This is a genomic window from Isoptericola sp. NPDC019571, assembly GCF_044389385.1.
Taxonomy (GTDB): domain Bacteria; phylum Actinomycetota; class Actinomycetes; order Actinomycetales; family Cellulomonadaceae; genus Isoptericola; species Isoptericola nanjingensis.
In genome coordinates this window covers 77783-103434 of the sequence record NZ_JBIRXZ010000012.1, presented here as the reverse complement: position 1 = coordinate 103434, position 25652 = coordinate 77783, and the positions used below count along the sequence as shown (strand labels likewise).

Genomic DNA, 25652 nt, shown 5'->3' with positions numbered 1-25652 from the left:
GGTTCGCCCGGTCCCGCACGCGGCGCCCTCCCGGACACGGGGGTCGCCCGAGGGGTGGACGGGCGAGCCGAGGCCCCCGCAAATCCGAGTCGTCCGATGTAATATCGGCCGGCCCCGTCGACACCGAACCGGAAGCTCTGATGCCCTCTCGCCCGCTGCACCCTGCCACCCTGCTGCGCGGCGCCCGCCGCGCGCTGCGCGCCGCGCTCGGACGTCCGGAACCCTCCGGTCCGGAGGTCCTCGCCCGGACGCACCCCGTGGTGCACGAGGTCCGCGGCCTCCTGCACGCCAAGGACCAGAAGGGCGCGCAGTCGCGTGTCGACGAGGCCCTGGCCAAGCCGGCTCCCGGCGCCGACGCGCTCGTCGCGGGCGGCCTCGTGGCGCACCGCCGCCACCTGCACGAGCGAGCGCTGGACCTCTTCGACCGCGCGGGCGACGACGCCCTGGCTGTCGCGCCCGTGCCCTACGTCGAGTCGCTCTTCCGCGTGGACCCGCAGCGCGGCCTCGCGCTCGTGCGGTCCTGGCTCGACGGCGCGTCACCGGTACCCGCCGCCCGGACCTGGCACACCGCGCTGCGCTACGTCTTCGCGCACGGCGACGACACCCTGCGGCACGCCGTGCACGACCGGTTCGTCGCGGCGTACCGCGGGAACGAGAAGCAGTGGCCCGGGGGCGCCGCCGAGGTCGAGTGGCTCGAGCGCTGGCGCGGGGCCGAGCGCCACACCACCGCCCCGGCGCCCGGCGCCCGCGTGCCCTTCGCGGTCATGGACTACGTGCAGCCGGGCAAGGGGAAGTCGTCGCAGAACATCGGCGACCACGTGCAGACGCTGTCGTCCCTCGGACACGTCGTGCGCCGGCAGAACCTGCGCTTCCACGGCGACGCCGACCTGGTCGGCTTCGCCCAGGAGATGCAGGAGCGGGTGCGACCCGGGCTGCGCCTCGACGGCGAGGCCACCGACGTCGAGCTCTACCGCGTGGACCGCGACGGGTCGTCGTTCCAGTCGTTCCCGGAGGGCACCTGGCTGCTCGAGTTCGGCTGGCACTCCCACGACCTGGCGGGCACCGGCGTCTGGGACTTCCCGATGCACGAGAACCTCCGGCCGCTCTTCGTCTCGTTCCACTGCAACAAGCGCGGTCTGCTGACCCCGGAGGTGCTCGACTACCTGCGCGCCCACGGCCCGGTGGGCTGCCGCGACTGGACCACGGTCGACCTGCTGCTGTCGCTCGACGTCCCCGCGTTCTTCTCCGGCTGCCTCACGACCACCGTCAGCACGGTCTTCCCCGAGCTCGAGCAGCGTCCCGCGCCCGCCACCGTCTACGTGGACGCCGTGCGCGAGCCCGTGCCGGACGGGCAGGACAACGTCAAGCAGAGCTACCGCGAGGTGAAGGACCGCACCTTCGTGGAGAACATGCGCGAGGCGGTGCGGCTGCTCGAGTGGTACCGCACGTCGTTCACCCACGTCGTGACGAAGCGGCTGCACTGCTACCTGCCCACGACGTCGCTGGGGCTGGACGTCGACTTCCAGCCCGCGAACTTCGCCGACGTGCGCTTCAGCGGGCTGCACCCGCTCGACCACGACGGCTTCGAGGCCATCCGCACCGGCATGATCGCGCGGCTCGAACCGGTCCTCACGGCCGTCTTCGAGGGCCGCGACCCCGAGGCCGTGTACGCGCTGTGGCGCGAGACCGTCGCCCCCGAGGTGGAGGCCGCCCGCGCACGGCACGTCGCGACGACGCCGCTGCCGGCGCTCCCCGTCGGTCCGGCGGAGGTGGCCGCCCCCACCGCGGTCACGGCCCCTGCCGTGGACGGCGCCGTCGACGTGGTCCTCCTGCCCCGGCACAGCCAGCTCCCCCACGTGGGCGAGGCCGTGCGAGCGCTCGACGCGTCGGCGTCCGTGCCGCTGCGCGTCTGGCTCGTGGGACCGGGCGTCGGCCGACTCAGCCTGCCCGAGCTCTCCGCGCGCACCTCCGTGCACCGGGTACCGACCTCGGCCCTCGACCTCGAGACGCTCGGGCTGACGACGTCGCAGCGGGCGCACCACGTGCTGCTGCCGCACCTGCTGCCCGGCGTGGACCGCGCCGTGGTGCTGCCCGTCGACGCCGTCGTGCTGGGCGACGTCGCGGAGCTCGCCGCCGCCGACCTGGGCTCCACGGCCGTCGCGGCCAGGCACACCTCGCACGCCGACCCGAGCGGCTTCGGCCTGCTGTACCGGGCGGCCCGCCGCCTGGACGACGCACCGGCGACGGCCTACGACTTCTACCGCCGCATCCACGCCCGGCACGTGTTCGACTTCAACGCGTTCGACACGGGGGTCATGGTGCTCGACCTGGCGCGCCTGCGGGCGGACGGGTACGCGGCGGAGTCGCTCGCCGCCATGCGGGAGTTCCGGATCGACGCACGCGAGGCCCTGCACCTGTTCGTCGGCCCGCACCGCACCGAGCTCGACGCGGCCTGGGACCACGTGCCGACGCGCGACCTGCCGGACGCCCCGGCGCGGCTCGTGCACTGGGCCGACCCCGTCAAGCCGTGGGACGAGGCCTACGTCGCGCGCCAGGACCTGTGGCACGAGCGCGCGGCCAGGCCCGTGTCCCCTGCCGCTCGGTAACCGCGCGCCACCGGCTCGCGGACGGGCTCTCGTCCGAGCCCGTCCGCGATGATCGCCCCGGACACCCGACCGGGTATCGTCGCCGCCCATGATCTCCCCGACGACCACGTCCGCGCCGTCCGTCGGGAGCTCCGCCCCCGCCCGGGTGGGGCCCCGACCACGCCTCCGCGGGCTGGACGGGCTGCGGTTCCTGGCCGCGCTCCTCGTGCTCGGCTACCACTACACGGGGATCGGCATGCCGCACTGGGGTGCCGCGCCGGCCGACGTCTTCCCCGGGCTCAACCAGGTCACCCGGTACGGGTTCCTCGGCGTCCAGCTGTTCTTCATGATCAGCGGGTTCGTCATCCTGATGACGGCGTACGGCCGACCGGTCACCACCTTCGCCGCGTCGCGCGTCGCACGCCTGTTCCCCGCCTACTGGGCCGCCGTCGTGCTGACGGTGATGCTGCACCTCGTGTGGCACGACGGGCGGGACGCCTCGGCGGTGGACTCGCTGCTCAACCTCACGATGATCCAGAACGCCTGGGACGCCACCGACGTGCAGGGCCCGTTCTGGACCCTCTGGTTCGAGATGCTCTTCTACCTGATCGTGGGGGCGTTCATCCTCGTGGGGATCACCCGGCGCCGGGTGATCGCCCTCGCGGTCCTGTGGCCGCTCGTCGCGCAGCTCGCCAGGGCGAACGACGCCGACCTGCTGAGCACGGTGCTGATCCCGTCCTACGCGCCCTACTTCGCCGTGGGCATGCTGCTCTTCCTCGTCTACCGCGACGGCGGCGACCTCGCGGTGTGGCTCGCCATCGCCCTGACGAGCGTGCTGTGCGTGCGCCAGGCGTACCACTACGCCGGCCGGGCCTCCGAGCTGGTGGGCGCGCCCGTCTCGGCGGTCGTCTGCGCCGCCGCGGTGATCGTGATGGTGGGGCTCATCTGGGCGCTCAGCGCAGGGCCGCTGCGGCACGTCGACTGGCGGGTGCTCTCGACGCTCGGCGCGCTCACCTACCCGCTGTACCTGGTGCACGGCCAGTTCGGGTTCGCCGTGATCGACGTGCTCCACGACGACGCGTCCCGCTGGGTGGTGCTGGGGATCGCGACCGCGCTCTCCCTGGCCCTCGCGGCGGTGCTGCACCACCTCGTGGAGAACCGCGTGCACGACCGCCTGCGCCAGGGCGTCCGGTCCGGCCTCGAGAAGACCTTCGACACCGCACGGCGCTGACTCACACGGTGCGCACCAGGTGGAGGCGCGCGTGCATCTCGCGCACCAGCCCGTACCTCGTGCCCTCGCGGGCGAGGAACTCGTCGACCGCCTTGCGGCACCCCGACCAGGCGAAGTAGTCGTCGACGACGAGCCTGCCCGAGGGGACGAGGCGGGGCACCACGCGCTCCAGGCAGGTGCGTGTCGACGCGTACCAGTCGCCGTCCAGGTGCGCGACGGCGACCGGCTCGTCGCCGGTCAGGGTGTCCTCGAACAGCCCCCGGACCAGCGTCACGCCCGAGCTGTCGACGGGCAGGCCGTGCCGGGCGAACGAGTCCCGCACCTCGCTGTACAGGTCGTCGCGGTAGCCGTAGTAGGTCTCCCCGCCACGACCCTTCGCGCGGCCCTCGACGATCGTGGCGTACCGGGCGTGGACGTCCTCGCCGTCCTCCTGCGTGGGCGGCGGGATGAGGCCGAAGACGTCGTGGACGAAGAGCCGACGGCCCGGCGCCTTGGCCTCCGCCATCACGATGGCCGACCCCCCGCGGGCCGTGCCGCACTCCAGCAGCACGCCGGGCAGGTCCCGCGCCTCGGCCTCGAGCACGGCCTGCGCGAGGTCGTGCAGCGGGCGGGGGCCGAGCAGGGTCAGGTGCTCGGCGCGCACCGCGCGCGCGACGGCACCGACCTGATCGGGCAGGTCGTCGAGCAGGCCCGCCTCCAGCTCGCGGACCCGCCTGCGCAGCCGGCGCACCTCGGAACGGCGCGCGTCCAGCTCCGCGCGCAGCGCGGCGGTGTCCTCGTCGTGCCCGGCTCGGTCCGTCCCCGAACGTCCACCCCGGCGCAGCGCGGCCACGAACCGGTCTCGCACGCTCCGTCCGGACATGCGTCCATCGAACCTCAGGAAACGTCGGACGGCCACGGGGCGGTCCCCGCACGACCACCGAGCGTTCATCCCCCGGCCACGCCGACGTCCCCTGCACGTCGCCCGCCCCGGTGACAGTGGAGACGTGACCGCGTTCGTCGAGTCCCCGCTCCAGCTGCTGTCCGCCGTCGAGGCCCACGCCGCCGGGCACGCAGGCGCACGTACCCGGGTGCTGGCGCGCGCCGACGTCCCCGCCCTCACCGGCGACGTGGACGCCGTGCGCGCCCTCGGCCTGCCCCCCGGCCTGGACGTCGACCTGGCACCCGCGCCGCGGCGCCTGCCGCACGACGTCGTGGTGGTCGGGGACCCGTTCGCCGGCACGTTCCAGTCCGCGCTGGTCCGGGCGCTGCGGCCGCCGCAGCGGATCATCGTCGTGGACGACGGGCTCGGCATCCTCGACCTCGCCCACCGCCTGACGTCGGGCAGCTCGCTGGTGCGGATCGGTGCCCCGCCCGGGTCGCTGCGCTTCGGGCTCGGCGCGCTGGCGGCGCTCCGGATGCGTCGCGTGGCCGAGGACGGCGGGCTGAGCCTGTGCACCGCCCTCCCGCTCGACCCGGACCTGCGCGCCTGGCTGCGCCTGCTGGGCATCGACGTGCTCGAGCACGCCTTCGGGTGGCTGCGGGGCCGGCCCGCGGCCGACGCGCCGGCGGAGCCGACGGTGGTGCTCGGGTCGGCGCTGGCGGCGGACGGGTTGCTGCACCCCGACCGGTACGTGGCCTGGGTGCGCGGCGTCGCCGCCGACGGACCCGTCCGGTACGTGCCGCACCGTCGCCACGACCCGCGGATCTCGGCACTCCTCGAGCAGGCGCCGGAGATCGAGGTGGACGCACCCGGAGCGCCGGTGGAGATCCGGCTGCGCGGTCTGCGTCCCGGCCAGCGCGTGGTCACGCTGCCCTCCGCCGCCGCCCTCACGCTCTCGCGGCTGCTCGTGCCGCGCGGCGTGGCCGTCGTCCCGCACGCGGTGCCCGACGCCTGGTGGACCGACCGCGCGACGCCGGAGCTGCGTCATCGCCTCCGTGCGGCGCACGAGCTCGCGGCGCTCGCCGCGGCCTCCCCCGTCGCAGGACCGTCCCTGCGCGAGGTGCGGGCCTCCGCTTCCTGACCCGCCGGACCGGGCGGGCGCGTCGGGCCGTGAGCCGGCGGTCACGTGCGAGTGCCGGTTTGCCCTGGGCAGCGGGTTCATGGTTAGCCTGACCGGCCCTCCGCTCCCGATCTCCACGGTGATCCCTCCGCATGACGACGCTCGTCCGCGACCGCACGTCCGGCACGCCCGCCGCCCCGGACGGCGGCGCCCGCCGCCCGCCGCGGACCTTCCGCCCGGAGATCCAGGCGCTGCGCGCGCTGGCCGTGGCCCTGGTCGTGCTCTACCACTTCTGGCCGGGCCGGCTGCCGGGCGGCTACGTGGGCGTCGACGTCTTCTTCGTCATCTCCGGCTTCCTCATCACGGGCCATCTGCTGCGCGAGGCGGAGTCCATGGGCCGGGTCCGGCTGGCGCGGTTCTGGGCGCGCCGGGCGCGCCGCCTGCTGCCAGCCGCCTACGTCGTCCTCGCCGCGACCGTCGTCGCGACGCTGCTGTTCGCGCCGCAGTCCCTGTGGCAGCAGTGGTTCCGCGAGACGCTCGGCGCCACGCTCTACGTCGAGAACTGGGTGCTGGCCGGCGACGCGGTCGACTACCTGGCTGCCGACGGCGACCCGTCGCCGGTCCAGCACTACTGGTCGCTGTCGACCGAGGAGCAGTTCTACCTCGTGTGGCCGCTGCTCGTCGTGCTCGGGACCGCCGTCGCCGCCCGGCAGGCCGGGACCCTGCGCCGCACGACGACGCTCCTCCTCGGCGCCGCCACCGCCGCCTCGTTCGCGTACTCGCTGTGGTTGACGACGGCGAACCCCGCCCCCGCCTACTTCGCCACCACGACCCGCGCCTGGCAGTTCGGCGCCGGCGCGCTGCTGGCGCTGTGGCTCGCCCGCCCGGGCTTGCGGCCGACGACGGACGGCGTGCGCACCGCGCTGAGCTGGGCCGGCCTGGCCGTCCTCGCCGGCTGCGCCCTCGCGTACACCGACTCGACGCCCTTCCCCGGCACGGCGGCGCTCGTGCCCGTGCTCGGCACGGTCGCCGTCATCGCCGCCGGTGCGCCGGCGGGGCGCCTCTCCCCCACGCCGCTGTTCGCCTGGCGTCCCGTGCAGCAGACCGGCGAGATCTCCTACGCGCTGTACCTGTGGCACTGGCCCGCGATCGTCCTCGCCCCGTTCGTGCTGGGGCGCGAGGCGGGCCTGCTCGAGCGGGTGACGCTGCTGGCCGGCGTCGTGCTGCTGGCCGCGGCGACCAAGCGCTGGGTGGAGGACCCGGCGCGCTTCACGGAGCGCTGGGGGCTGCAGCGCCCGCGCCGCGCCCTCGGCGTCACCACGGCCGCGACCGCCGCGCTCGCCCTCGTCGCGGGGGGCGGCGTCGCCGTGGCGCAGCACCGCGCGCAGGAACAGGCGGCGATCGCCGCCCGGGTCGTCGCCGACCCGCCGTCGTGCTTCGGCGCCGAGGAGATGGACCCCGAGCACCCCTGCGACAACCCCGCCCTCGACGACGTCGTCGTCCCCGCGCCCGTCGCCGTCGCGGACGACGTCGCCGGCCCCCGGGACTGCTTCGTCGACGTCGACGGGACCGCGCTGGCGGACTGCACGTTCGGCCCCGTCGACGACCCCGACGTGCCGCACGTCGTCCTGGTCGGCGACTCGCACGCCCGTGCGCTGCTGCCCGCGTTCCGTCAGCTCGCCGCCGAGGGGCGCGTCAGCGTCACCGCTCACCTGAAGAACTCGTGCGCCTGGACGACCGGACCGGTCGACGCCGACGGCGAGCGCGTCCGCACCTGCGAGGAGTGGCGGGACAAGCTCGAGACGTGGCTGGAGCGGCACGCCGGGTCGACGGACGCGGTCGTGACCACGGGGTCCCTCAAGTTCCTCTCGGGCACGCCGGACCGGCAGGCGTCCGACCTCGCCGCCGCGTGGCGTCCCGTCGCCGAGCGGGGTGTCCCTGTCGTCGCCCTCTCGGACAACCCGCAGCACGACGAGGAGCCGTCGCAGTGCCTCGACGGCGGCCTGGCCGCCGACCCCACCCGCTGCGACCTGCCCGAGGACCAGGCGTTCCCCGACCCGCAGGTGTTCGAGGAGGCCACCGAGGAGGTGCCCGGCGCCTCGTACGTCGACCTCACTCCGCTCTACTGCCGCGACGACACCTGCCCCGCCGTCATCGGCGGCGTCAACGTGTACCGCGACACGCACCACCTCACGGCCACGTACACGCGCACCATGACGCCCTACCTCGAGCGCGAGCTGCGCGACGTCGGCCTCCGCGTCTGACCGACCCGCCGTGCCCCACTGCCGAACAGGCGTCAGGGGGTGAGCTTGTTGTCCACCATGGACAGGGCGGAGCCGATGGCCATGTGCATGTCGAGGTACTGGTACGTGCCCAGCCGGCCGCCGAAGTGCACCTCCGGCTCGTCGGCCATGAGCTCGCGGTAGCGCTTGAGCCGCTCGCGGTCCGCGGGCGTGTTCACCGGGTAGTACGGCTCGTCGCCGCGCTCGGCGAAGCGCGAGTACTCGCGCACGATGACGGTCCTGTCGCTCGTGTACTCGCGCTCGGGGTGGAAGTGCCGGAACTCGAGGATGCGCGTGTACGGCACCTCGGTGTCGGCGTAGTTCATCACCGGCGTGCCCTGGAAGTCCCCGACGGGCAGCACCTCGCGCTCGAAGTCCAGGGTGCGCCACGACAGCGACCCCTCGGCGTCGTCGAAGTACCGGTCCACCGGGCCCGTGTACACGACCGGCACCTGCCCCACGACGGCGCCCTTGCTCACCGGCTGCGAGGCGTCGAAGAAGTCGGTGGACAGCCGCACCTCGATGTTCGGGTGGTCGGCCATCCGCTCCAGCCACGCCGTGTACCCGCCCGTGGGCAGACCCTCGTACGTGTCGTTGAAGTACCGGTTGTCGTACGTGTACCGCACCGGCAGCCGCGAGATGATCGACGCCGGCAGCTCCCGCGGGTCCGTCTGCCACTGCTTGGCCGTGTACCCCTGGATGAACGCCTCGTACAGCGGCCGCCCGATCAGCGACACGCCCTGCTCGTCCAGGTTCGACGGCCGCTTGTCCCCCAGCTCCGCCGCCTGCTCGGCGATGAGCGCCCGCGCCGCGTCGGGGCCGTGCGCCGACCGGAAGAACTGGTTGATCGTGCCCAGGTTGATCGGCATCGGGAACACCTCGCCCCGGCGCGTCGTGTACACCCGGTGCACGTAGCCCGTGAACGCCGTGAACCGGTTGACGTACTCCCACACCCGCTCGTTCGACGTGTGGAACAGGTGCGCGCCGTACCGGTGCACCTCGATCCCCGTGTCCGGGTCCGTCTCGCTGTACGCGTTGCCGCCGAGGTGGTCACGACGGTCGATCATGAGCACCTTGCGCCCCTGCTCGGCCATCCGCTCCGCGACGGTCAGGCCGAACAGCCCGGTACCGACGACGACGAGGTCGGTCATGCTCTCCTCCTGGTCAGGGGGTCGGTCGGTGGGGCTCGTAGCCGCCGCGCAGGCGGGTGTACGCGCGGTACCCGGCCTTGCGCACCGGCTCCGGCACCACGCGGTAGCCGGCGCGCACCACGACGTTGCGCACCATCTGCGGCCCGGTGAGGAAGCCCTCGGCGTGCAGCGTGCGCTGCAGCGCGAGCTCGGACGCCAGCAGACGGCGGCCGCCGCGGCGCGCGTAGGCCCCGGCGCCGACGCGGTACAGCACCAGCGGCTCGACGACGTTCTGCGCGTCCGCGCCGCCCGCGATCATGCGGGCGAAGAGCAGGTAGTCCTCCATGAGGTCCAGGTGCTCGTACCCGCCCGCGGCGGCGACCGCCGAGCGCCGGTACACGACCGACGGGTGGTTGAACGGGTCGCGGAACCGCGCGGTGGTCGCGATGTCGTCGCCCGTCGGCGGCACTCGCACCATGCCGGGCGCGTGCTCGTCGTCGTCGAACTCCTGGATCGCGGAGCCGACGATGTCGCACCCGGCTGCCACGAGGGGCACCTGCGCGGCGAACCGCTCGGGCCGGGAGATGTCGTCCGCGTCGGCGCGCGCCACGATCTCGTGCTTGCACGCCTCCAGCCCGGCCTCCAGCGCGCAGGCGAGGCCGACGTTCTTCTCCAGCGGCACCAGCGTGACGGGCACGGCGGTGAGCTCGTGCAGGCGCCCGAGCACGGCCGCGATCTCCTCGCCGACGGGCCCGTCGCGCACGACGACGACCTCGTCCGGCCGCAGCGTCTGGTCGCGCGTGACGGACAGGAAGCTGCGCTCCAGGTGCGCGGCGTCGTCGCCCGCGTACACGGGCAGCAGCACCGAGAACCGGTGGTCGTCGAGGGGGCCGCGGGCGACGACCGGCGCGGCGGACGCCGCCGCCGGGCAGTCGGCCGGTCGCACGGGCGCGTCCTCGTGCCCCCGCTCGACGCGCGCGACGCTGGCGGCGGCGGGCCCGACGCCGGCGAGCACCTCGCTGTCGGCCCGCGGCCGGCGCACGACGCCGTGCCACAGCCCGCGGCCGCCGGCCTTGAGCAGGGTGCCGCGGTCGGACGAGCGCGCGACGGTGCGCGCCCAGCGGCGCAGCGTGGAGCCGCCGTAGAGCAGGCGCTCGGAGGGCGCGAGCGCGGACGACCGCGTGAACGTCCAGATCTTGTTGCGCACCTCGTAGTAGAAGCGCGGGCCGGGGTCGTGGTCGGTGCCGACCAGCCGGGCGGTGCGGTGCTCGACGACGCTGCCCGGGACGTACAGCCCGGTGCCGCGGCGCAGCAGGCGGGTGGAGTACTCGAAGTCGTCGTTCCAGATGAAGAAGTCGCTGACGGGCAGGCCGTGCTCCCGCACGGCGCGCGCGTCGACCAGCATCGAGACGAACGACATCGACCGCACCGGCATCGCGCCGGCGGCACGCGCCCGGGACAGCTCGGCGGGCGACGCCCCCGGGCGGCTGCGGGGCGTGTTCATCGGGTGGTCGCTCCCGTCGGTCCACACGACGCGGCTCGCCATCGCGGTGACGTCGCCGGCGTAGGCGTCGCGGGCGCCGAGCAGGGCCTCGAGCGCCGTCTCGGTGGGGACCGTGTCGTCGTCCATGAGCCACACGAGGTCGGCGGCAGGTCCGGCGGCACTGTCGGCGACGGCGGTCGCGAGGCCGACGGCGAAGCCGCCCGCGCCGCCGGTGTTGCGCTGGAGCGCCACGACCTCGGGGGCGCTCGGGTGGGACCGCGCGATCTGCAGGGCGTCGTCGGTCGACGCGTTGTCGACCACGACCGTGCGGTCGATCGGCCGGCTCTGGGCGGCCAGCGCGTCGAGGGCCGCGCCGAGCAGCGCGGCCCTGTTGTACGACACGACGACCGCGACGACGGTGGGAGAGGACATCCCGCACATCCTAGTGGTGCTGGGAGGGGCGCCGGACCCCGCCCGGCGCGTCGTGCGGAGCGCCCGCGGAACGGGCGAAGGTCGCGCGCCACGTCTCCGGCGCCGCCAGCGCCGGTGCCGCGGCGCGCCAGCGCCGGGACACCGTGCCCCACCGCGCCGCGAGGCGCAGGTGGGCCACCACGGTCGCGCCGGCGAGGCGCCACACGCGACGCCGCTCGTGGCGCAGCCAGGTCCCGGAGGCCCCGTCGCCGGCCAGCACCAGCACGGAGTCGTGCTCGGGCACCTCCCACCACGTGGCCTGGTCGCGGGTCAGAGCGCCGCGCGGCATCCCGCCGGGCGCCGGGCGCAGGTTGCGTGCCAGGCCGCGCAGCGTGAGCCGCACGAGGGCCTCCGCCGAGGTGGGCTTCGGCCGGGCCGGCGCCGTCCAGCGCCGCGCGACCGCGGCGTCGAACACCGCGTCCCCGGGCCGGTACGTGGTCGTCTCGGGGTAGGCCGCGCCCACCGCGCGCGACGCGGGGACGACGTCGCCGAGCCCCGCGTGCAGGTCGCCCGGCCCGGTGAGCAGGTCGCGCAGCGCTCGGACGTGCAGGTCCACCGGGTAGTACCGCATCCCCAGCAGCAGCTTGAGGTCGGTGGCGAGCAGGTTCGCCAGGAGCAGGCCGCCGCGCGGGCGGCGGGCGTGCAGCAGCGCCGCGACGATCCGGTTGCGCACGTGCACGTACGCCTGCCACTCGACGGTGTCGTCCTTCTCCGTCCACGCCACGTGCCACAGCGCCGCGCCCGGGAAGGACACGGTGGCGTGGCCGGCGTCCCGCGCGCGCAGCCCGAACTCGGCGTCGTCCCACTTGAGGAACAGCGGCAGGGACAGCCCGACGTCGCGCAGCACGGCGGTGGGGATGAGGCACATCCACCAGCCGTTGAAGTCGCTCTCGCCGCGCGCGTGCAGCCAGGGGGTGTCCCGCAGCGGCGCGGCGGCCAGGTCGTGCCACTGCTGGTCGGCCTCGGGCGGACCCCAGTTGAAGGTCCCCTCGTGCACCACCTCGCTGAAGGAGTTGAGCACCGTCGGGCGGTTCAGGTCGAGCATGTGCCCGCCCACGACGACGGGCTCGCGCGCGGCGCGGTGGAACCGGATCGCGCGGAGCAGCGCCTCCGGCTCCACCTCGACGTCGTCGTCGAGGATGAGCACGGCGTCCGCGCCGTCGCGCTCCAGCGTCTCGAGCATGCCGCGCGAGAAGCCCCCGGACCCGCCGAGGTTGCCCTGCTCGACGACCGTGAGCTGGTCACCGAGGGCCGCGGCGACCTCCGGGTAGTCGGGATGGTCGACCAGGCGTCGCGTGCCCTGGTCGATCACGAACACCGTCCCGACCGCGCCCCGGAGCGCCTCCGACGACGCGATCCGCCGCAGCGTCGCGACGCAGTACTCCGGCTTGTCCATCGTGGTGATCGACAGGCACACGTCGCCCGTCCGCCGCGGCGCGACGTCCACGAGCCAGCGCGCGTCGGTGACCAGGACGTCCGCGTCGCCCGCGTCCACCTCGACCCACAGCCAGCCGCCGTCGGCCATGCCCGCGACGTCGGCGTCGAGCGTCACCGTGCCGTCGTCGACCGGCGCGGAGCCCACGACCGACGCGGCACCGCGCGCGTCCGAGCGGACGAGTCGCAGCGTGCCGGCGCCGGCCGCGGCGACCTCCAGCCGTACGGTCCCGGCGCCGGCCCAGCGCACCCAGTAGGAGGCGGGGAACGCGGAGAAGTAGGTGGCGAGCCCCTGGCTCGTGCCCGCACGCACGCGGACCGCGCCGTCGGCGACGACGGCGGGCCCCTCCTCCACGGCCAGGGCTCGGCGGTCGGGTGGGAGCGTCAGGATCAGCTGTTGCGCCAGGTGCACGCGCCCGACCCTAGCGTCCGCCGCCGGTCGTCCCGGCCGACCGGCCTCTCAGGCCCCGTGCGCTACCACCTCGCGAGGACGATCTTGCTGATCCGTACCTGCTTGCCGGAGTCCAGCGTCTTGAGCGTGACCGTGCCGCTCGTCCTCGGCACCCACACCGTGAAGATCCGGTCGCCGTCGGAGGCCCTGCCGAAGTCCAGCGTCTCGATCGCCTTCCCGCCGACCCGCACCTGCAGGCGACCGTCGGAGGGGCTGGTCGCCCCGCGGATCACGACGCGTCGCACCTGCTTCGCGCCGGGGAGCTGGACGTAGGCGCCCTTCGTCGTCGTGCGGTACGCGTAGTCGCCGAAGTAGGACGAGCCGGTGACCTTCTTCCACCCGGACGACTTCTTCCAGCTGGAGGGACTGACCGCCCTGTTGGTCCGCGCCAGGGTGGTGAGCGGTCCGCGGCGATGGTCGGAGTCGACGGCCCGCACGGCGAGCTCGCGGGACTCACCGGTGCTCTGGCTGAGCGTGATCGAGGTCCCGGACGTCAGCTTCACCTCCCGCCAGTAGTACGTGTACGGCATGCCCTCGTTCCACCTCGCGTAGCGCTGCAGCACCTGGTAGCTCGACGCACCCGAGACGGGCTTCCACCGGTAGGTGGAGCTGCCGTTCCACTGCACCGGCGCCTGGTTCGACGTCGGGTCGACGCGCGTGGGCGCCTTGACCTTCGGGACGATCGAGCCGTACTTCTTGATCGCGGCGTCGCGCCGCGAGTCGGCGCCCGCGCGGATCGTGCCCATCTTGGCCGCCAGGTACTGCCCCGGACAGGCCGTCAGGTTGGTGGTGCGGTGCATGAGCACCGTCGGCACCCGGACGTCGGTGCCGGGCTTGGCGCGCGTCCCCGATCCCGTGCTCCCGCCGGTCGGGAGGACCACGGTCCCCCGCGGGTTGATCCCGTACGTGTAGCTCTTCCAGGCGACGACCCTGGCGAGCGCCGTGACGAGCGCGCTCGACGGCCGCGCCGTGTCGAAGTTCCCCATCGCCGAGATCCCGATGGTGCCGGTGTTGTACCCGCCGGCCTGCGCGCCGACCGGGTTGTCCCACCGCGACTTCTTGCGCCCCTCGAAGATGTTGCCGTACTTGTCCACGAGGAACTGGTAGCCGATGTCGGGCCAGCCCCGTGACTTCGTGTGATAGGCGTAGACGCCGCGCACCAGCGCCGCGGACTGGCTCTCCTTGTAGCTGTTGGTGCCCGCCGTGTGATGGATGTAGATGGCCTTGAGCTTGCCGGAGATCTCCGGCCACCTCCCGGACAGGGACTCGTCCGCCCCCCACCCGGAGCGGCTGACGATCTTGGGGCGGATCTCGGTCCCGGTGCCGGCGTCGGCGGACGCCGCGGGGGCCTGGTCGTCGCCCACGTACGCGTCGGCCCGCGAGGTCCCCGGGTCCACGACGTCGACCTTCAGACCGGTGGGCGGCACCCCGCTCTCGGTGCGCACACGGACCTGGACGCCGTCGGCCCCCGCCGTCACGAGCGGCTCGGTCCCGGCCCGGCTCCCGGGCAGCCCGATGTCGTCGATGCCGAGCGACTGCCACTCGCTCCACGTCCCGGACTCGCGCACGCGGACCGCCACCTCGGTCACCGTCGCGGTGGACGTCCCGTCCCACGTCACCCCGGCGACCAGGAAGTCCTGCGTCGTGGTGCGCTCGCTCAGCGCGGCGAGCGCCCCGTCGTCCGGCTCGGGCGTCGGGACGTCGCTGAGCGTCTCGGCACCCTCCACCGCGGCGGTGTTCCCGGCGGCCTCGGCCGCGGCGTCGTGCTCGTGCCCGACGGCGTCGGCGAGCGCCCCCTTCTCGTGCCGGGCGCCGGCGTCGATGCCGCGCACCGGGACGTGCTCCACGTCCGGGGCGACGGCGTGCGCCTTCGGGACGGGGAGGGAGACCGTGGGGAGCACGACCCCCGCGAGGGCCAGCGCCACGACGGTCGACGTCGTGACGGCGGTCCGGGCCGCCCGTCGAGCCCTGCGTGTCGTCGTCATGCTCGTCTCCGCTCGTCCAGCTCTGGTCGATTTTCCGGCGATCTCTGGGGCGATCAAGGCCGCGCATCGTCGCGCCGGGCACCTGACCCGCACGACGATAGGGACGGATCGGTCGGCCAGCACCTCGAACGGGGATCCTTCTCCTCCGGATGCTCGCGCGCCGCCCCTGAGGCACAGTGCAAGAGGGGGTGCATGACCATGACGCACGAGCTCTCGACACTGCCGACCGTGGCCCGACGACCGGGGAGGCCCGGACCACGGCGCCGGCTCCGGCGCGCCATGGCCGCGGCCGTCGCCGGCCTGCTGACGGTGAGCGGCACCGTGGTGGCCGCGACGTCCGCCGAGGCCGCGGTCCCGTCGTCCTTCACGCTGACCGGCTCGGGCTTCGGCCACGGCGTGGGGATGCCGCAGTACGGCGCCTATCAGATGGCGCGGCAGGGATCGGCCAGCTGGAGCATCCTCCAGCACTACTACTCCGGCGGGAAGGTCGCCTGGAAGGACACGACCGGCAACAACATCCTGGTCCAGGTCTACGGCAAGGACCCGCTCGGGCGGTCCGGCTACGGCGACTCGAGGACGACGACCACGGTCACGGTGCGCGGGGGCGACTGGCGCCTCGCCGACGAGGACGGCAAGACCCTGGCCTCCGGCTCCGGCACGGAGACCTTCGCGGTCACGGTCACGGCCGGCGGACGGTCCCGGATCACGGTGAACGACAAGAGGTACTACGACCAGCTGCTGCGCATCACCTGGTCGGGCACCCGGTACTACAAGCCCACCGGGAAGACGGCGGTCGCGACGGTGTCCGGGGCGCACGGCTCGTACAAGCACGGCCGCCTCACGACGACGGCCCACGGCGGCGTCCCGAACATCACGAACGACGTGCTGCTCAACACCGAGTACCTGTACGGCATCGCGGAGATGCCGTCGTCGTGGGGCCTGAACGGGGGGCTGTCCGCCCTGGCCGCGCAGGCCATCACCGCCCGGTCCTACGTCATGACCAAGCCGCTCCTCGCCGCGTGCCGGTGCAACGTCGTCGACGACGTGCGCGACCAGTACTACTCGGGCTGGAAGAAGGAGAGCGAGGGCACGGACGCCAGGTACGGCAAGGTCTGGAAGAAGGGCGTCGACGCCACCACGTCCAGCCGCACCAGGGCCCGGGTGCTGACGTACGGCGGCAACGCGGTGGCCGCGCACTACTACTCGTCCAGCGGCGGGCGGACGGCGAACTCGGAGGACGTCTGGTCGTCGAAGATCGCCTACGAGCGTTCGGTGTCCGACCCGTACAGCAAGGCGGCGCCGGGCAACTCGTACGCGTCGTGGACCCGCACGCTCACCCAGTCGCAGGCCCGCGCCCTCTTCGGCCTGTCGAACGTGCAGTCGATCAAGGTCACGGCGAAGTGGTCGAGCGGTCAGGCCCGCACCCTCACGGCGACGTCGTCGACGGGGAAGACGGCGACGGTCACCGGCAAGGCGGACACGATCCGGTCGACGGTAGGCAAGCGCACGACCGCCGGGTCGATGCCCGCGGCGTGGATCACCAAGATCACCGCGGTGTCCTAGGGCAGGGCCCGGGTCACAGCGGGCGGGCGTCGCTCTCCAGCAGCACGGGGACGCCGTCGCGCACCGGGTACGCCAGGGGCCGCTCGGGGTCGGTCGAGCGCAGCTCGGGCTCGCCGTCCGGCCCGACGGCGTCGACGAGCTCCGCGCCCGTCACCGGGCAGCGCAGGATCGAGCGCACCCACGGGTCGATCGAGCTGGTCATGCGTCCTCCGTCCGCACGAGCGACAGGACGTCGTCGCGCACCTTCACCATGATGTCCTCGTCGGCGGCCTCGACGTTGAGCCGCAGCAGCGGCTCCGTGTTCGACGCGCGCAGGTTGAACCACCACTGCGGGTGGCCGTCCCAGTGCGCCACGGTGAGGCCGTCGAGCCTGTCGACGTCCGCCTGCGGGTAGGCGCTCGCGTAGGCGTCGCGCACGCGCTCGGTCGCCGCGGCCGCGTCCGTCACGGTCGAGTTGATCTCCCCCGACGCCACGTACGGCGAGTACATCTCCGCCAGCGCCGACAGGGGGTGCGGCTGCCCGCCGAGCGCGGCCAGCACGTGCAGCGCCGCGAGCATCCCGGTGTCCGCGAAGAAGAAGTCGCGGAAGTAGTAGTGCGCGCTGTGCTCGCCCCCGAACACGGCGTCGTGCTGCGCCATCTGCGCCTTGATGAACGAGTGGCCCACGCGGGTGCGCACCGTCGTCGCGCCCGCGGCCTGCAGCAGGTCGGGCACGGCGCGGGAGGTGATGAGGTTGTGGATCACCGTGGGCGTGCGGCCCGCCTCGAGCTCCTTGGCCACCTCGCGCAGCCCCACCAGCGCCGTCACCGCGGACGGCGAGACCGGGTCGCCGTGCTCGTCGACCACGAAGCAGCGGTCGGCGTCCCCGTCGAACGCGAGGCCGAGGTCGGCGTCGTGCTCGACGACGGCGGCCCGCAGGTCCTCGAGGTTTTTCGGGTCCAGCGGGTTGGCCTCGTGGTTCGGGAAGCTGCCGTCCAGCTCGAAGTACAGCGGGACGACGTCGAGCGGCAGCGCCGGCAGACCGGCGGCGGTGCCCAGCACCGCGGGCACGGTGTACCCGGCCATGCCGTTGCCGGCGTCCACCACGACCTTGAGCGGCCGGATCCCCGACACGTCGACGAGGCCGCGCAGGAACGCCGCGTAGTCGGCCAGGGTGTCGACGTCGGAGACCGTGCCGGGCGTCGCCACCGCGTCGTCGTCGGAGGGGTCGGTCGACGGGTCGTCGAGCAGGCGCTGCGCGAGCTCGCGGACGTCGGCCAGGCCGGTGTCCTGCCCGACGGGCCGGGCTCCCGCACGGCACAGCTTGATGCCGTTGTAGACGGCGGGGTTGTGGGACGCCGTGAACATCGCCCCCGGGGCGTCCAGCGCGCCCGACGCGTGGTAGAGCCCGTCCGTGGAGCACAGGCCGATCCGCACGACGTCGACGCCGGCCGCGGTGACGCCCGCGGTGAACGCGTCGACGAGCTCCGGCCCGGACTCGCGCATGTCGTGGCCGACGACGACCCGGGTCGCGCCCTCCGGTGCCGCCACCACGCGGGCGAAGGCGACGCCGATCGCGCGGGCCACGTCCGGCGAGAGCTGGTCGGGCACGGTGCCGCGCACGTCGTACGCCTTGATGATGTCGGCCAGGTCGATCGTCACGACCCACAGCGTACGTGCCTGCCGCGCCCCGGGGCGGGTGGTTCTGCGGGCGGACTTCCGGCGCGGGCGGCGCCGCGCGGGCGCACGTGTGGAAGGGTGGTCCCGTGCCTGAGCTCTACCCGCTGGAGAACACGGTCCAGCACGCCGACTGGGGCTCGCGCACGCAGATCCAGGGGCTGCTGGGCACCGAGCCCGACGGCACGCCGGCCGCCGAGCTCTGGCTGGGCGCCCATCCCAGCGCGCCGTCGCGGGTGAACGGCGACGGCTCCCTGCTGGAGCTCGTGCGCTCGGCCCCGGACGCGATGCTGGGCCGCCGGGTCGCGGACGACTACGGGCCCCGGCTGCCCTACCTGCTCAAGGTCCTCGCGGCCGAGCGGGCGCTGTCGCTGCAGGTGCACCCGAAGCCGCACGCCGCCCGCGCGGGGTTCAACCGGGAGAACCGCCAGGGCCTGCCCCCGGGCGACCCGGGCCGCTCGTTCCACGACGACCAGCACAAGCCCGAGATGGTCGTCGCGCTGACCGAGTTCGAGGGGCTCGCCGGGTTCCGGGCGCCGCGCGCCGTCCTCGACCTGCTCGCCGGGCTCGACGGCGACCTCGTGGACGCCGTCCGCGCCGTCCTGCGGGACGACCGCTCCCCCGGCGGCGTCAAGGCCGCGTTCTCCCGGCTCGTCGCCGCGCGTCGCGACCCGGGCGCGCCCGCCGACGTCGCGACCACCGTCGCGTCCGTCACCGCGCGCCTGGCCGGGGGCTCGCCGTCGTCCCGCGCCGACGCGACCGTGCTGCAGCTCGCCCAGCAGCACCCGGGCGACCCCGCCGCCCTCGCGTCGTTGCTGCTCAACCGCGTGACGCTCGACCCCGGCCAGGGTCTCTTCCTCCCGGCGGGCGAGGTGCACGCGTACCTGTCCGGGCTCGGGGTCGAGATCATGGCGTCGTCGGACAACGTGCTGCGGGCGGGCCTCACCTCGAAGCTGGTCGACGAGGCCGCCCTCGTCGAGTGCGCGTCGTTCGTGCCGCGCCCGCCGCAACCGCCGCGCACGCGCTCCGCGGGCGGGCGGGGCCAGGTGACCACCTACCGCGCCCCGGTGCGGGAGTTCGCGCTCACGGTGGCCGACGTCGACCCGGCCGAGGACGTCGAGCTGCCTGCCGAGGGACCCCGGATCGTGCTGTGCCTCTCCGGCGACCTCAAGCTCGCCGCCGAGGGCTGCCCCGCCCCCGCGACCCTGCACCGGGGCGGCTCCGTGTTCGTGCCGCACGACGCCGGGGAGCTCAGGCTGTCGGGTGCCGGGCACGCGGTGTGCGCCTGGGTCCCCTGACCGGGCCGAAGCGACGACCGCGACGCGTCAGTCGGCCTCGCGCAGCACGCGCAGGTGACCGCGACGGGCGGTCTCGGTGACCGACGACGGCTCGCCCGCCGGCTCCTGGCGCACCCGCCCCGCCTCGCGGACGGCCTCCGCCAGCGCGGACAGGTCGTCGGGCGACGGGGCCGGCTCCTCGAACGCGGGGGTGAGGCGCACGACCTCCCACCCGCGGGGCGCCGTCAGCCCTTCGGCATGCTGGGCGCACAGGTCGTAGCTGTGCGGCTCGGCGTGCTGCGCGAGCGGACCCAGCACGGCCGTGGAGTCCGCGTACACGTACGTGAGCGTCGCGACGGCGGCATGCGTGCATGCCGTGCGCGAGCACTGCCTCACCGATCTCACGCGGGGAGAATACGCCGCGGCCGGGGGCGCGTGCGTGGGGCTCGCCGGTCGGTGCGGGTCGTGACCGCACCGTGACCCCGTCAGCGACGACGGGACGGGGCGTCGGGACCGGCCTCGGGACCGGCTTCGGGACCGGCTCGGGGCCGACCTCGCGATCGGCCGTAGGCTCGACGGGTGCAGCACGCCCCCCGCCCCGAGCACCGCCCCGAACCCGCTCCGGCACCCGGCCCCGCCGCCGTCCCCCCGGTCCGTCGCCGCGACCGCCGCGGCCGCGGGGTGCGCGGACCGCTCCTGCCGCCGGGGATGCCGGCGTACCGCACCCGCGCGGAGCAGTTCGACGACCTGGTGCTCGACGTCGTCGAGCTGCTGCAGCGCCGCTGGGGCAGGCAGCTCGCGGGCACGGAGTTCGCCGTCGAGGACGTGCCGCCGTCGGAGCCCGCACCGTGGGAGTCCGACGGCGTCCCGCTGGGCCGCTGCTTCCCTGCCGAGTCCGGCCGGCCGGCGCGCGTCGTGGTGTACCGCCGCCCGGTGGACTTCCGCGCCGCCGACGACGCCGACCGCGCCGACCTGGTGCGCGACGTCGTCGTCGAGCAGGTGGCGCACCTGCTGGCCCGCACGCCCGAGGAGATCGACCCCGGCTACGACTCCTGACCTCGACCTGTCAGCCGGCGTCGACGGTGCGCACCTCGACGGCGCCGGGGGTCGTGACGGCGGCGGTCGGGGCGACGGCGGCCAGCAGGGCCCCGGAGTCGTCCGTGCCGTCGTCGGCGCGCAGCACGGCGGCCCACGTGACCGCCAGGTCGGCGCCGCCCCCGTCGGCGCGGTCGACGCTCACCCCGGCGGCCACGGTGCCCTCCGCGACGACGTCCTCGAGCGCGACGGGCGTCGTCACCCCGGCGGTGAGCTCGACGTCCTCGCTGCCGATCTCGGCGCCCGACGCGTCGTAGACCCGCACCGTGACGCCCGCCGTGCCCTCGGGCTCGGCGTCGGGGCCGCGGTCGGGCGACACGGCGGCGAGCGTGAGGCCCGTCCGCACGCCACCCGGCACGGCCAGCTGGCCCGCGGCTCCGGCGCCGTCCGACGAGCGGACCGGCTGGGCCGCCGACCACGCCACGTCGTACGGGGTGCCGTCCACCACGGAGTCGTCCGGCTGTCGTCCCGGCTGGTCCGTCCGCGCGGCGCCCACGACGGGCACGTCCGCGTCGACGACCATCGTGTACCAGCCGTCGGGCAGCCCTCCGAGGGGCACGTCCGTCACGGCGCCGGCCTCCAGCTCGACCTCGTCGGCGCCGCGCAGCACGACCGGCCCCGACGGCCCGTACACGGTGACCCGCGCCGTCCCGTCCTTCTCGCCGGGAGCCAGGAGCCGCAGCCGTGGGGCGTGCGGGTCGTCCACCGCCTCGCCCCGGCTCCGCACCGCCCCGACCGCGAGCGACTCCCGCGGCGACGCGCCGGCCGTCAGCAGGTCCACCCCGGCGGGCAGCAGGCCGTCGATGGCCTGGGTCTGCATGCTCGCGTTGACCCGGGCCCCGGTCGCGCGCACGTTGACCGCGAGACGGCCCTGCTCCGGCGCCACGGACTCCAGCCGGGTCGTGACCTGCTCGTGGGGCGCGACGGTGAACGTCCCCTGGCCGCCGAGGGCGACAGGGCCGCCCGGCCCGTACACGTCGAGGGCCACCGTGGCGGGCTGCTCCGACGGGTTCTGCACCGTGAGCGTGGCGGTCGAGCCCACCTCCGTGCTGCCGCCCACCAGCCACTGCGACGTCGACGGCGCGGTGCACGCGCCCGCCCCGAGCCCGCGCAGGTCTCCCTGCGTCGTGACCGACCCCATCGTCCCGGCCGCGCGGAACGGCTCGTCGGCCACCGGCGTCGCCCGCAGCACGCGGGTGGCGTCCACGCCACCCTGCCAGGCGGCCGCGGCCTCGCCCGTGGCGAGCTCCTCCGAGTCCTTGCCCCCGAGGGCCGTGGTGCGCGCGCCGTCCTCCGCGCTGCCCAGGACGAACGCCCCGAGGCCGCTGGTCGTCGGCACCGGCGTCGCGTCGAACTGCTGGTCGCCGACGTCGGCACCGTCCGGCAGCGCGACCGGCGTCGGGCAGACGAGCGTGGCGTCCGCCGGCTGCACCCCGACGGTGCGCGTCCCCGCGGCCACGGCCTGCTGCTCCGCACCCGTCCACGACTGCGCCCACTGGTCGCCCAGCACGGCCACGGCCGCCAGCGCACCGACGGCCACCACCCCGGTGACCGCCGCCGCCGTGGCGCGCACGCCGCGCGGCACCCGGGTCGTCCGCACGTCCTCGCCCGCCTTCCCGGCGCCCTTCCGGGGCGCCGTCATCGTCCCCGCCGCCGTCCGACCGGCAGCGCCAGCAACGCGTGCACCAGGAGGACCAGCCCCGCGGCGGCGAGCCAGGCGGTCCGGTGCGGCGCCTCGAACCACACCCGCACGCGGCCCGCCTCGGCGCCGACCGCGAACGCCTGAGTCCCCCCGACGTCCACGGCCGGGAGCCGCCGCCCGTCGAGCGTCGCGTGCCAGCCGGAGTCCGCCGTCTCCGCGATCCGCAGCGTGCGGTCCCCGCCGCCCTGGGCGAGCCGGCCGCCGGCGCTCGTCCCGTCGGACGGCGCCGTGCGCACCGCGTCCTTCGGCGCGAAGAACGGCGTGGGCGCGGCGTCGCCGCCGTCGCCCTCGAGCACGGTCGCCCAGCCCGGCGCGGGGCCGTCGGTCGTGACGCGCCAGACGAGCGCGCCCTCCTCGGTCACGCGGGCGAGGCCCGGGACGAGGTCGAGCGTGGTGGCGAGCTCCGCGTCGCCGCCGGCGGGGACCTGCACGGCCCCGATGCCGAGCGCCGCGAGCCGGTCGACGACGTCGGTGGAGCGTCCGGTCGCGACCTCCGCCACGACCTGGTCCAGCAGCGCGGTGTCGGTGCGCTCGGCGCCGCCCACCAGGCCGGCGGCGCGGGCGCGCACCACCGTGGAGGAGTCCTCGAGCCGGGTGCCGTCCGCGTGCAGCAGCGAGTAGTCGACCACCGCCGCGCCCGACGCGTCGGCGCCGCCCCCCGGCTGCACCCGGTCGAGCTGCAGCACCCGGGCCGACCGTGGGGGCGCCTGCATCTGGGTGCCGACGGCGGGCACCACGGCGGTCTCGGCCGCACTCAGGTCGCCCACCCGGCCGCCGGTGGAGCCGAGCGCCCACGACGCGAGCTGCGCCGCGGGCAGCGCGAGGGCCACGACGGCGACCGCGACGACTCCCGCGGACGCGGCCCTCCGTGTCCCGCGCGCGTCCCGGGCGACGGGCTCCGCCGTGGGCACCCGTCCCGTCGACGGCAGCGCGCAGATCGCGGCGGCGCCCAGCGAGAGCAGCAGGACCGACAGCCCGACGCCGGGCCAGCCGGTCACGCTCGCGGCCGTGCCGTCGCCCGCCGACCCGCTCGCCACCGCCGTCGCGACGGCGAGCACGGCCGTCGTCAGGCCCGCCGCCCCTGCGAGCCACGCCAGGCGCACCCCGCGCACGGCCCGCGGCCGCACCAGCGCGACGGCCGCCAGCACCAGGACGGCGCCGCCCAGCAGGGCCGGACCCACGACGGCGACCCGCCCGAGCGTGCCGTCGGTCCCGAGCCAGGGCTCGAACCACACGGTGTCCCCGGGCAGGCCGAGCAGCAGCTCCACCGCCGTCGGCGTGCCGGACGCGACCAGCGGGGCGCCGGGCTCGGCCAGGAGCAGGCGCCACCCGCCGTCCGACCAGGTGCCGAGCACCTCGCCCCAGAACGGCAGCGGCACGACGACGGCCGGCAGCAGCACCAGCAGCAGCGACCGCCACGCGCGGCGCACCAGCAGCGCGCCGACCCCGATCAGCACCACGGCCACGGGGAGCAGCACCGGGGCGGCGCACACCGCGACCGCGAGCAGCAGCCCGGCGGCACCGGCGGCACCCAGGGACCCGCGACGCCGTCCGGGCGCGAGCGCGACGTCCCGCGCCTGCACCCCCACGGTGCGCAGCACGGCGACGAGCAGCCACGGCAGCGTCAGGTGCACGACGACCGCCCCGAGCCGGCCCGAGTCCAGCGACGCGAGGAAGCCGGGCGCCGCCGCCCAGGCGAGCGCCGCCACCGCGCGCACCACGACCGACCGCGTCAGCGCGCCGGCCGCGAACCAGCCGCCGAGGGCGGCCAGCGGCAGCGCGAGGAGGACCAGCGCGTTCACCGCCGTCTGCAGCCCGCCGCCCGCGAGCGCGGCGAACGCGGTGAGCGGTACGAGCAGCGGGTCGGCGGGCGCACGCACCCCGAGGCCGTCGCGCACCCAGCCCGACGTCGCCGCCTCCCAGACGTCGCCCACGGTGCCGGGCGCCGGCAGCAGCCCGCCGCCCACGACCCGGCCGCCGTCGGCCAGCACGCCCTGCCACGGGCCGAAGAGGGCGACGTCGAGCGCCACCACCGCGACCGCCACGACCGCCAGCACCGTGCGGCGCGTGCGCCCGAGGCGTCGCAGGTCGGCCCGCTCCAGCTCGCTCGGCGCCCACCGGGCGCGCTGCGCCTCCGCGCGGGCCAGGCGCGCGTCGCGGCGTTCGCCGGCCACCTGCCGCCACGTGCCGAGCAGCGGCGTCAGCACGCGGCGCGGAAGGCGGCGGGTGCGCGCCGCGCGGCGTCGGGCACGGTAGAGCGGCACCAGGCGCAGCGTCGTGACCACGGCCGCCACGAGCTCGTCCCGGGCGTGCGCGGGCCGCTTGAGCGCCAGCCGGTACATGGCCGCGAACGGCGCCCACAGGAGGGTGGCGAGCCAGACGAACGGCAGCAGCGGCAGCGGTGTGTCGACGAGGCGCAGGTAGAGCTGGCTGCGGCGGCGGGCGTAGCGGGACGCCTCGAGGTCGGGCGCCAGGGCCCCGCGTCCGCGGAGGCCGAGCAGCGAGGCCTGCGCGTGCTTCACGACGGCGTCGGGCACCACGACCACGCGGTGGCCGGCGAGCCGGGCCCGCCGGCACAGGTCGAGGCCGTCGCCGAACGGGCCGAGCTCCGGGTCGGTGCCGCCCAGCTCGGCCCAGACGTGCGCCCGCACGAGGGCGCCTGCCAGCCCGACGGCGAGCACGTCCTCGCGGGCGTCGTGCTGCCCCTGGTCGATCTCGGTGTCGTCGATGCCGGTCATGCGGCGGCCGAGCGGCGACACGGTGCTGCCGACCTCGATCAGCATGCTCGCGTCGGGCGCGGGCGTGCCGTCGGCGGCCACCGGCCAGCGGCGCTGCTTGCAGCCCGCGACGGCCACGGCGCTCGAGTGCTCGACGGCGCGCAGCAGGCGGGACAGGGCGTCGGGCTCCGGGGCGGAGTCGTCGTGCAGGATCCACAGCCAGCCGGTCTCGGGGACGCCGACGACCTCCTGGGCGCGGTCGACCGCCTCGCCGAGGCTGCGGACCCCGGACGCCGCGACGAAGCGGGCGCCGCCGAGGCGCAGATCGGGATGCGCGGTGGACTCCGACGCGCCGACGTCGACCACCACGACCTCGTCCGCGGCACGCTCCTGGAGCGCGAGCGCGTCGAGGGTGGCGTCGAGGAATCGGGTGCGGCCGCGGGTCACGACCACGGCCGTCACGGTGACGACCAGAGGGACGGCTCCGGTGCCGTCGAGGGTGCGGTCGCCGGCGGGCGCGACGGCGACGGTCGCGCCCGTGGGGGCGACCTCCCCGCCGGGGCGGGCTGGGATCGGGTGCGGAGCAGTCATCCTGCCCGCCATGATGC

17 protein-coding genes are annotated in these 25652 nt (G+C 75.4%); 7 read left to right on the top strand and 10 right to left on the bottom strand.

What is annotated here, in order from left to right:
* Positions 1 to 140: 140 nt before the first annotated feature.
* Positions 141 to 2606 carry a glycosyltransferase gene (locus tag ACH443_RS18865; protein WP_430591175.1) on the top strand — a complete coding sequence of 822 codons (2466 nt, stop codon included), beginning with the start codon at positions 141 to 143 and terminating at the stop codon, positions 2604 to 2606.
* Positions 2607 to 2694: 88 nt separating this feature from the next.
* On the top strand, positions 2695 to 3816 hold the full coding sequence (locus tag ACH443_RS18860; protein WP_430591174.1) for an acyltransferase family protein: 1122 nt from the start codon (positions 2695 to 2697) through the stop codon (positions 3814 to 3816).
* Between the two features lies 1 nt (position 3817).
* Here ACH443_RS18860 and ACH443_RS18855 read toward each other — a convergent pair whose 3' ends face one another.
* Positions 3818 to 4678 (bottom strand): TylF/MycF/NovP-related O-methyltransferase, encoded by an 861-nt coding sequence (locus tag ACH443_RS18855; protein WP_430591173.1) that lies wholly within the window; start codon positions 4676 to 4678, stop codon positions 3818 to 3820.
* A 124-nt stretch (positions 4679 to 4802) separates the two neighbouring features.
* Between ACH443_RS18855 and ACH443_RS18850 the strand changes: the two genes are divergently transcribed.
* Both ACH443_RS18850 and ACH443_RS18845 read left to right on the top strand, forming a co-directional pair.
* Positions 4803 to 5819, top strand: a complete 1017-nt coding sequence (locus ACH443_RS18850; protein ID WP_430591172.1) for a hypothetical protein — start codon at positions 4803 to 4805, stop codon at positions 5817 to 5819.
* A 131-nt stretch (positions 5820 to 5950) separates the two neighbouring features.
* The gene (locus tag ACH443_RS18845) at positions 5951 to 8062 is read left to right on the top strand and encodes an acyltransferase family protein (protein WP_430591171.1); all 2112 of its coding nucleotides are present in this window, start codon (positions 5951 to 5953) and stop codon (positions 8060 to 8062) included.
* Between the two features lie 32 nt (positions 8063 to 8094).
* On the opposite strand, the gene glf is transcribed toward ACH443_RS18845, so the two are convergent.
* The 4 genes from glf to ACH443_RS18825 form a co-directional block, all read right to left on the bottom strand.
* Positions 8095 to 9231 (bottom strand): UDP-galactopyranose mutase, encoded by a 1137-nt coding sequence (gene glf / locus ACH443_RS18840; RefSeq protein ID WP_429764609.1) that lies wholly within the window; start codon positions 9229 to 9231, stop codon positions 8095 to 8097.
* A gap of 13 nt (positions 9232 to 9244) precedes the next feature.
* Positions 9245 to 11125, bottom strand: coding sequence for a glycosyltransferase (locus tag ACH443_RS18835; RefSeq protein ID WP_430591170.1), 1881 nt, complete (start codon positions 11123 to 11125; stop codon positions 9245 to 9247).
* A 10-nt stretch (positions 11126 to 11135) separates the two neighbouring features.
* Positions 11136 to 13010, bottom strand: coding sequence for a glycosyltransferase (locus ACH443_RS18830; protein WP_430591169.1), 1875 nt, complete (start codon positions 13008 to 13010; stop codon positions 11136 to 11138).
* 62 nt (positions 13011 to 13072) lie between these two features.
* Positions 13073 to 15034: a peptidoglycan recognition protein family protein gene (locus ACH443_RS18825; protein WP_429764606.1), complete on the bottom strand. Its 1962-nt coding sequence runs from the start codon at positions 15032 to 15034 to the stop codon at positions 13073 to 13075.
* A gap of 192 nt (positions 15035 to 15226) precedes the next feature.
* Between ACH443_RS18825 and ACH443_RS18820 the strand changes: the two genes are divergently transcribed.
* Positions 15227 to 16597 (top strand): SpoIID/LytB domain-containing protein, encoded by a 1371-nt coding sequence (locus ACH443_RS18820; RefSeq protein WP_430591168.1) that lies wholly within the window; start codon positions 15227 to 15229, stop codon positions 16595 to 16597.
* Between the two features lie 13 nt (positions 16598 to 16610).
* Here ACH443_RS18820 and ACH443_RS18815 read toward each other — a convergent pair whose 3' ends face one another.
* Both ACH443_RS18815 and ACH443_RS18810 read right to left on the bottom strand, forming a co-directional pair.
* A complete protein-coding gene (locus tag ACH443_RS18815) occupies positions 16611 to 16799 on the bottom strand; it encodes a Trm112 family protein (protein WP_429764604.1) in 189 nt (62 codons plus the stop codon).
* Positions 16796 to 18238, bottom strand: coding sequence for a phosphomannomutase/phosphoglucomutase (locus tag ACH443_RS18810; protein WP_429764603.1), 1443 nt, complete (start codon positions 18236 to 18238; stop codon positions 16796 to 16798). Before ACH443_RS18810 ends, ACH443_RS18815 begins: the two co-directional genes overlap by 4 nt.
* 104 nt (positions 18239 to 18342) lie before the next feature.
* Here ACH443_RS18810 and manA point away from each other — a divergent pair, with 104 nt between their 5' ends.
* A complete protein-coding gene (gene manA, locus ACH443_RS18805; protein WP_430591167.1) occupies positions 18343 to 19551 on the top strand; it encodes a mannose-6-phosphate isomerase, class I in 1209 nt (402 codons plus the stop codon).
* 27 nt (positions 19552 to 19578) lie between these two features.
* Here the strand turns inward: manA and ACH443_RS18800 are convergent, their stop codons facing one another.
* Positions 19579 to 19935, bottom strand: a complete 357-nt coding sequence (locus tag ACH443_RS18800; protein WP_429764601.1) for a DUF3499 domain-containing protein — start codon at positions 19933 to 19935, stop codon at positions 19579 to 19581.
* A gap of 174 nt (positions 19936 to 20109) precedes the next feature.
* Here ACH443_RS18800 and ACH443_RS18795 point away from each other — a divergent pair, with 174 nt between their 5' ends.
* Complete coding sequence (locus ACH443_RS18795; RefSeq protein WP_430591166.1) at positions 20110 to 20586, top strand: metallopeptidase family protein; 477 nt, start codon at positions 20110 to 20112, stop codon at positions 20584 to 20586.
* Positions 20587 to 20596: 10 nt separating this feature from the next.
* On the opposite strand, the gene ACH443_RS18790 is transcribed toward ACH443_RS18795, so the two are convergent.
* Both ACH443_RS18790 and ACH443_RS18785 read right to left on the bottom strand, forming a co-directional pair.
* The gene (locus ACH443_RS18790) at positions 20597 to 22267 is read right to left on the bottom strand and encodes a DUF5719 family protein (protein WP_430591165.1); all 1671 of its coding nucleotides are present in this window, start codon (positions 22265 to 22267) and stop codon (positions 20597 to 20599) included.
* Positions 22264 to 25635, bottom strand: a complete 3372-nt coding sequence (locus tag ACH443_RS18785) for a glycosyltransferase (protein ID WP_430591164.1) — start codon at positions 25633 to 25635, stop codon at positions 22264 to 22266. Before ACH443_RS18785 ends, ACH443_RS18790 begins: the two co-directional genes overlap by 4 nt.
* Between the last annotated feature and the right edge of the window lie 17 nt (positions 25636 to 25652).

What these genes read in the sequence shown, in the direction of transcription:
- ACH443_RS18865 (WP_430591175.1), top strand. Translation starts at nt 141, where the DNA reads ATGCCCTCTCGCCCGCTGCACCCTGCCACCCTGCTGCGCGGCGCCCGC.
- ACH443_RS18860 (WP_430591174.1), top strand. Translation starts at nt 2,695, where the DNA reads ATGATCTCCCCGACGACCACGTCCGCGCCGTCCGTCGGGAGCTCCGCC.
- ACH443_RS18855 (WP_430591173.1), bottom strand. Translation starts at nt 4,678, where the DNA reads ATGTCCGGACGGAGCGTGCGAGACCGGTTCGTGGCCGCGCTGCGCCGG.
- ACH443_RS18845 (WP_430591171.1), top strand. Translation starts at nt 5,951, where the DNA reads ATGACGACGCTCGTCCGCGACCGCACGTCCGGCACGCCCGCCGCCCCG.
- glf (WP_429764609.1), bottom strand. Translation starts at nt 9,231, where the DNA reads ATGACCGACCTCGTCGTCGTCGGTACCGGGCTGTTCGGCCTGACCGTC.
- ACH443_RS18835 (WP_430591170.1), bottom strand. Translation starts at nt 11,125, where the DNA reads ATGTCCTCTCCCACCGTCGTCGCGGTCGTCGTGTCGTACAACAGGGCC.
- ACH443_RS18825 (WP_429764606.1), bottom strand. Translation starts at nt 15,034, where the DNA reads ATGACGACGACACGCAGGGCTCGACGGGCGGCCCGGACCGCCGTCACG.
- ACH443_RS18820 (WP_430591168.1), top strand. Translation starts at nt 15,227, where the DNA reads ATGACCATGACGCACGAGCTCTCGACACTGCCGACCGTGGCCCGACGA.
- ACH443_RS18815 (WP_429764604.1), bottom strand. Translation starts at nt 16,799, where the DNA reads ATGACCAGCTCGATCGACCCGTGGGTGCGCTCGATCCTGCGCTGCCCG.
- ACH443_RS18790 (WP_430591165.1), bottom strand. Translation starts at nt 22,267, where the DNA reads ATGACGGCGCCCCGGAAGGGCGCCGGGAAGGCGGGCGAGGACGTGCGG.
- ACH443_RS18785 (WP_430591164.1), bottom strand. Translation starts at nt 25,635, where the DNA reads ATGACTGCTCCGCACCCGATCCCAGCCCGCCCCGGCGGGGAGGTCGCC.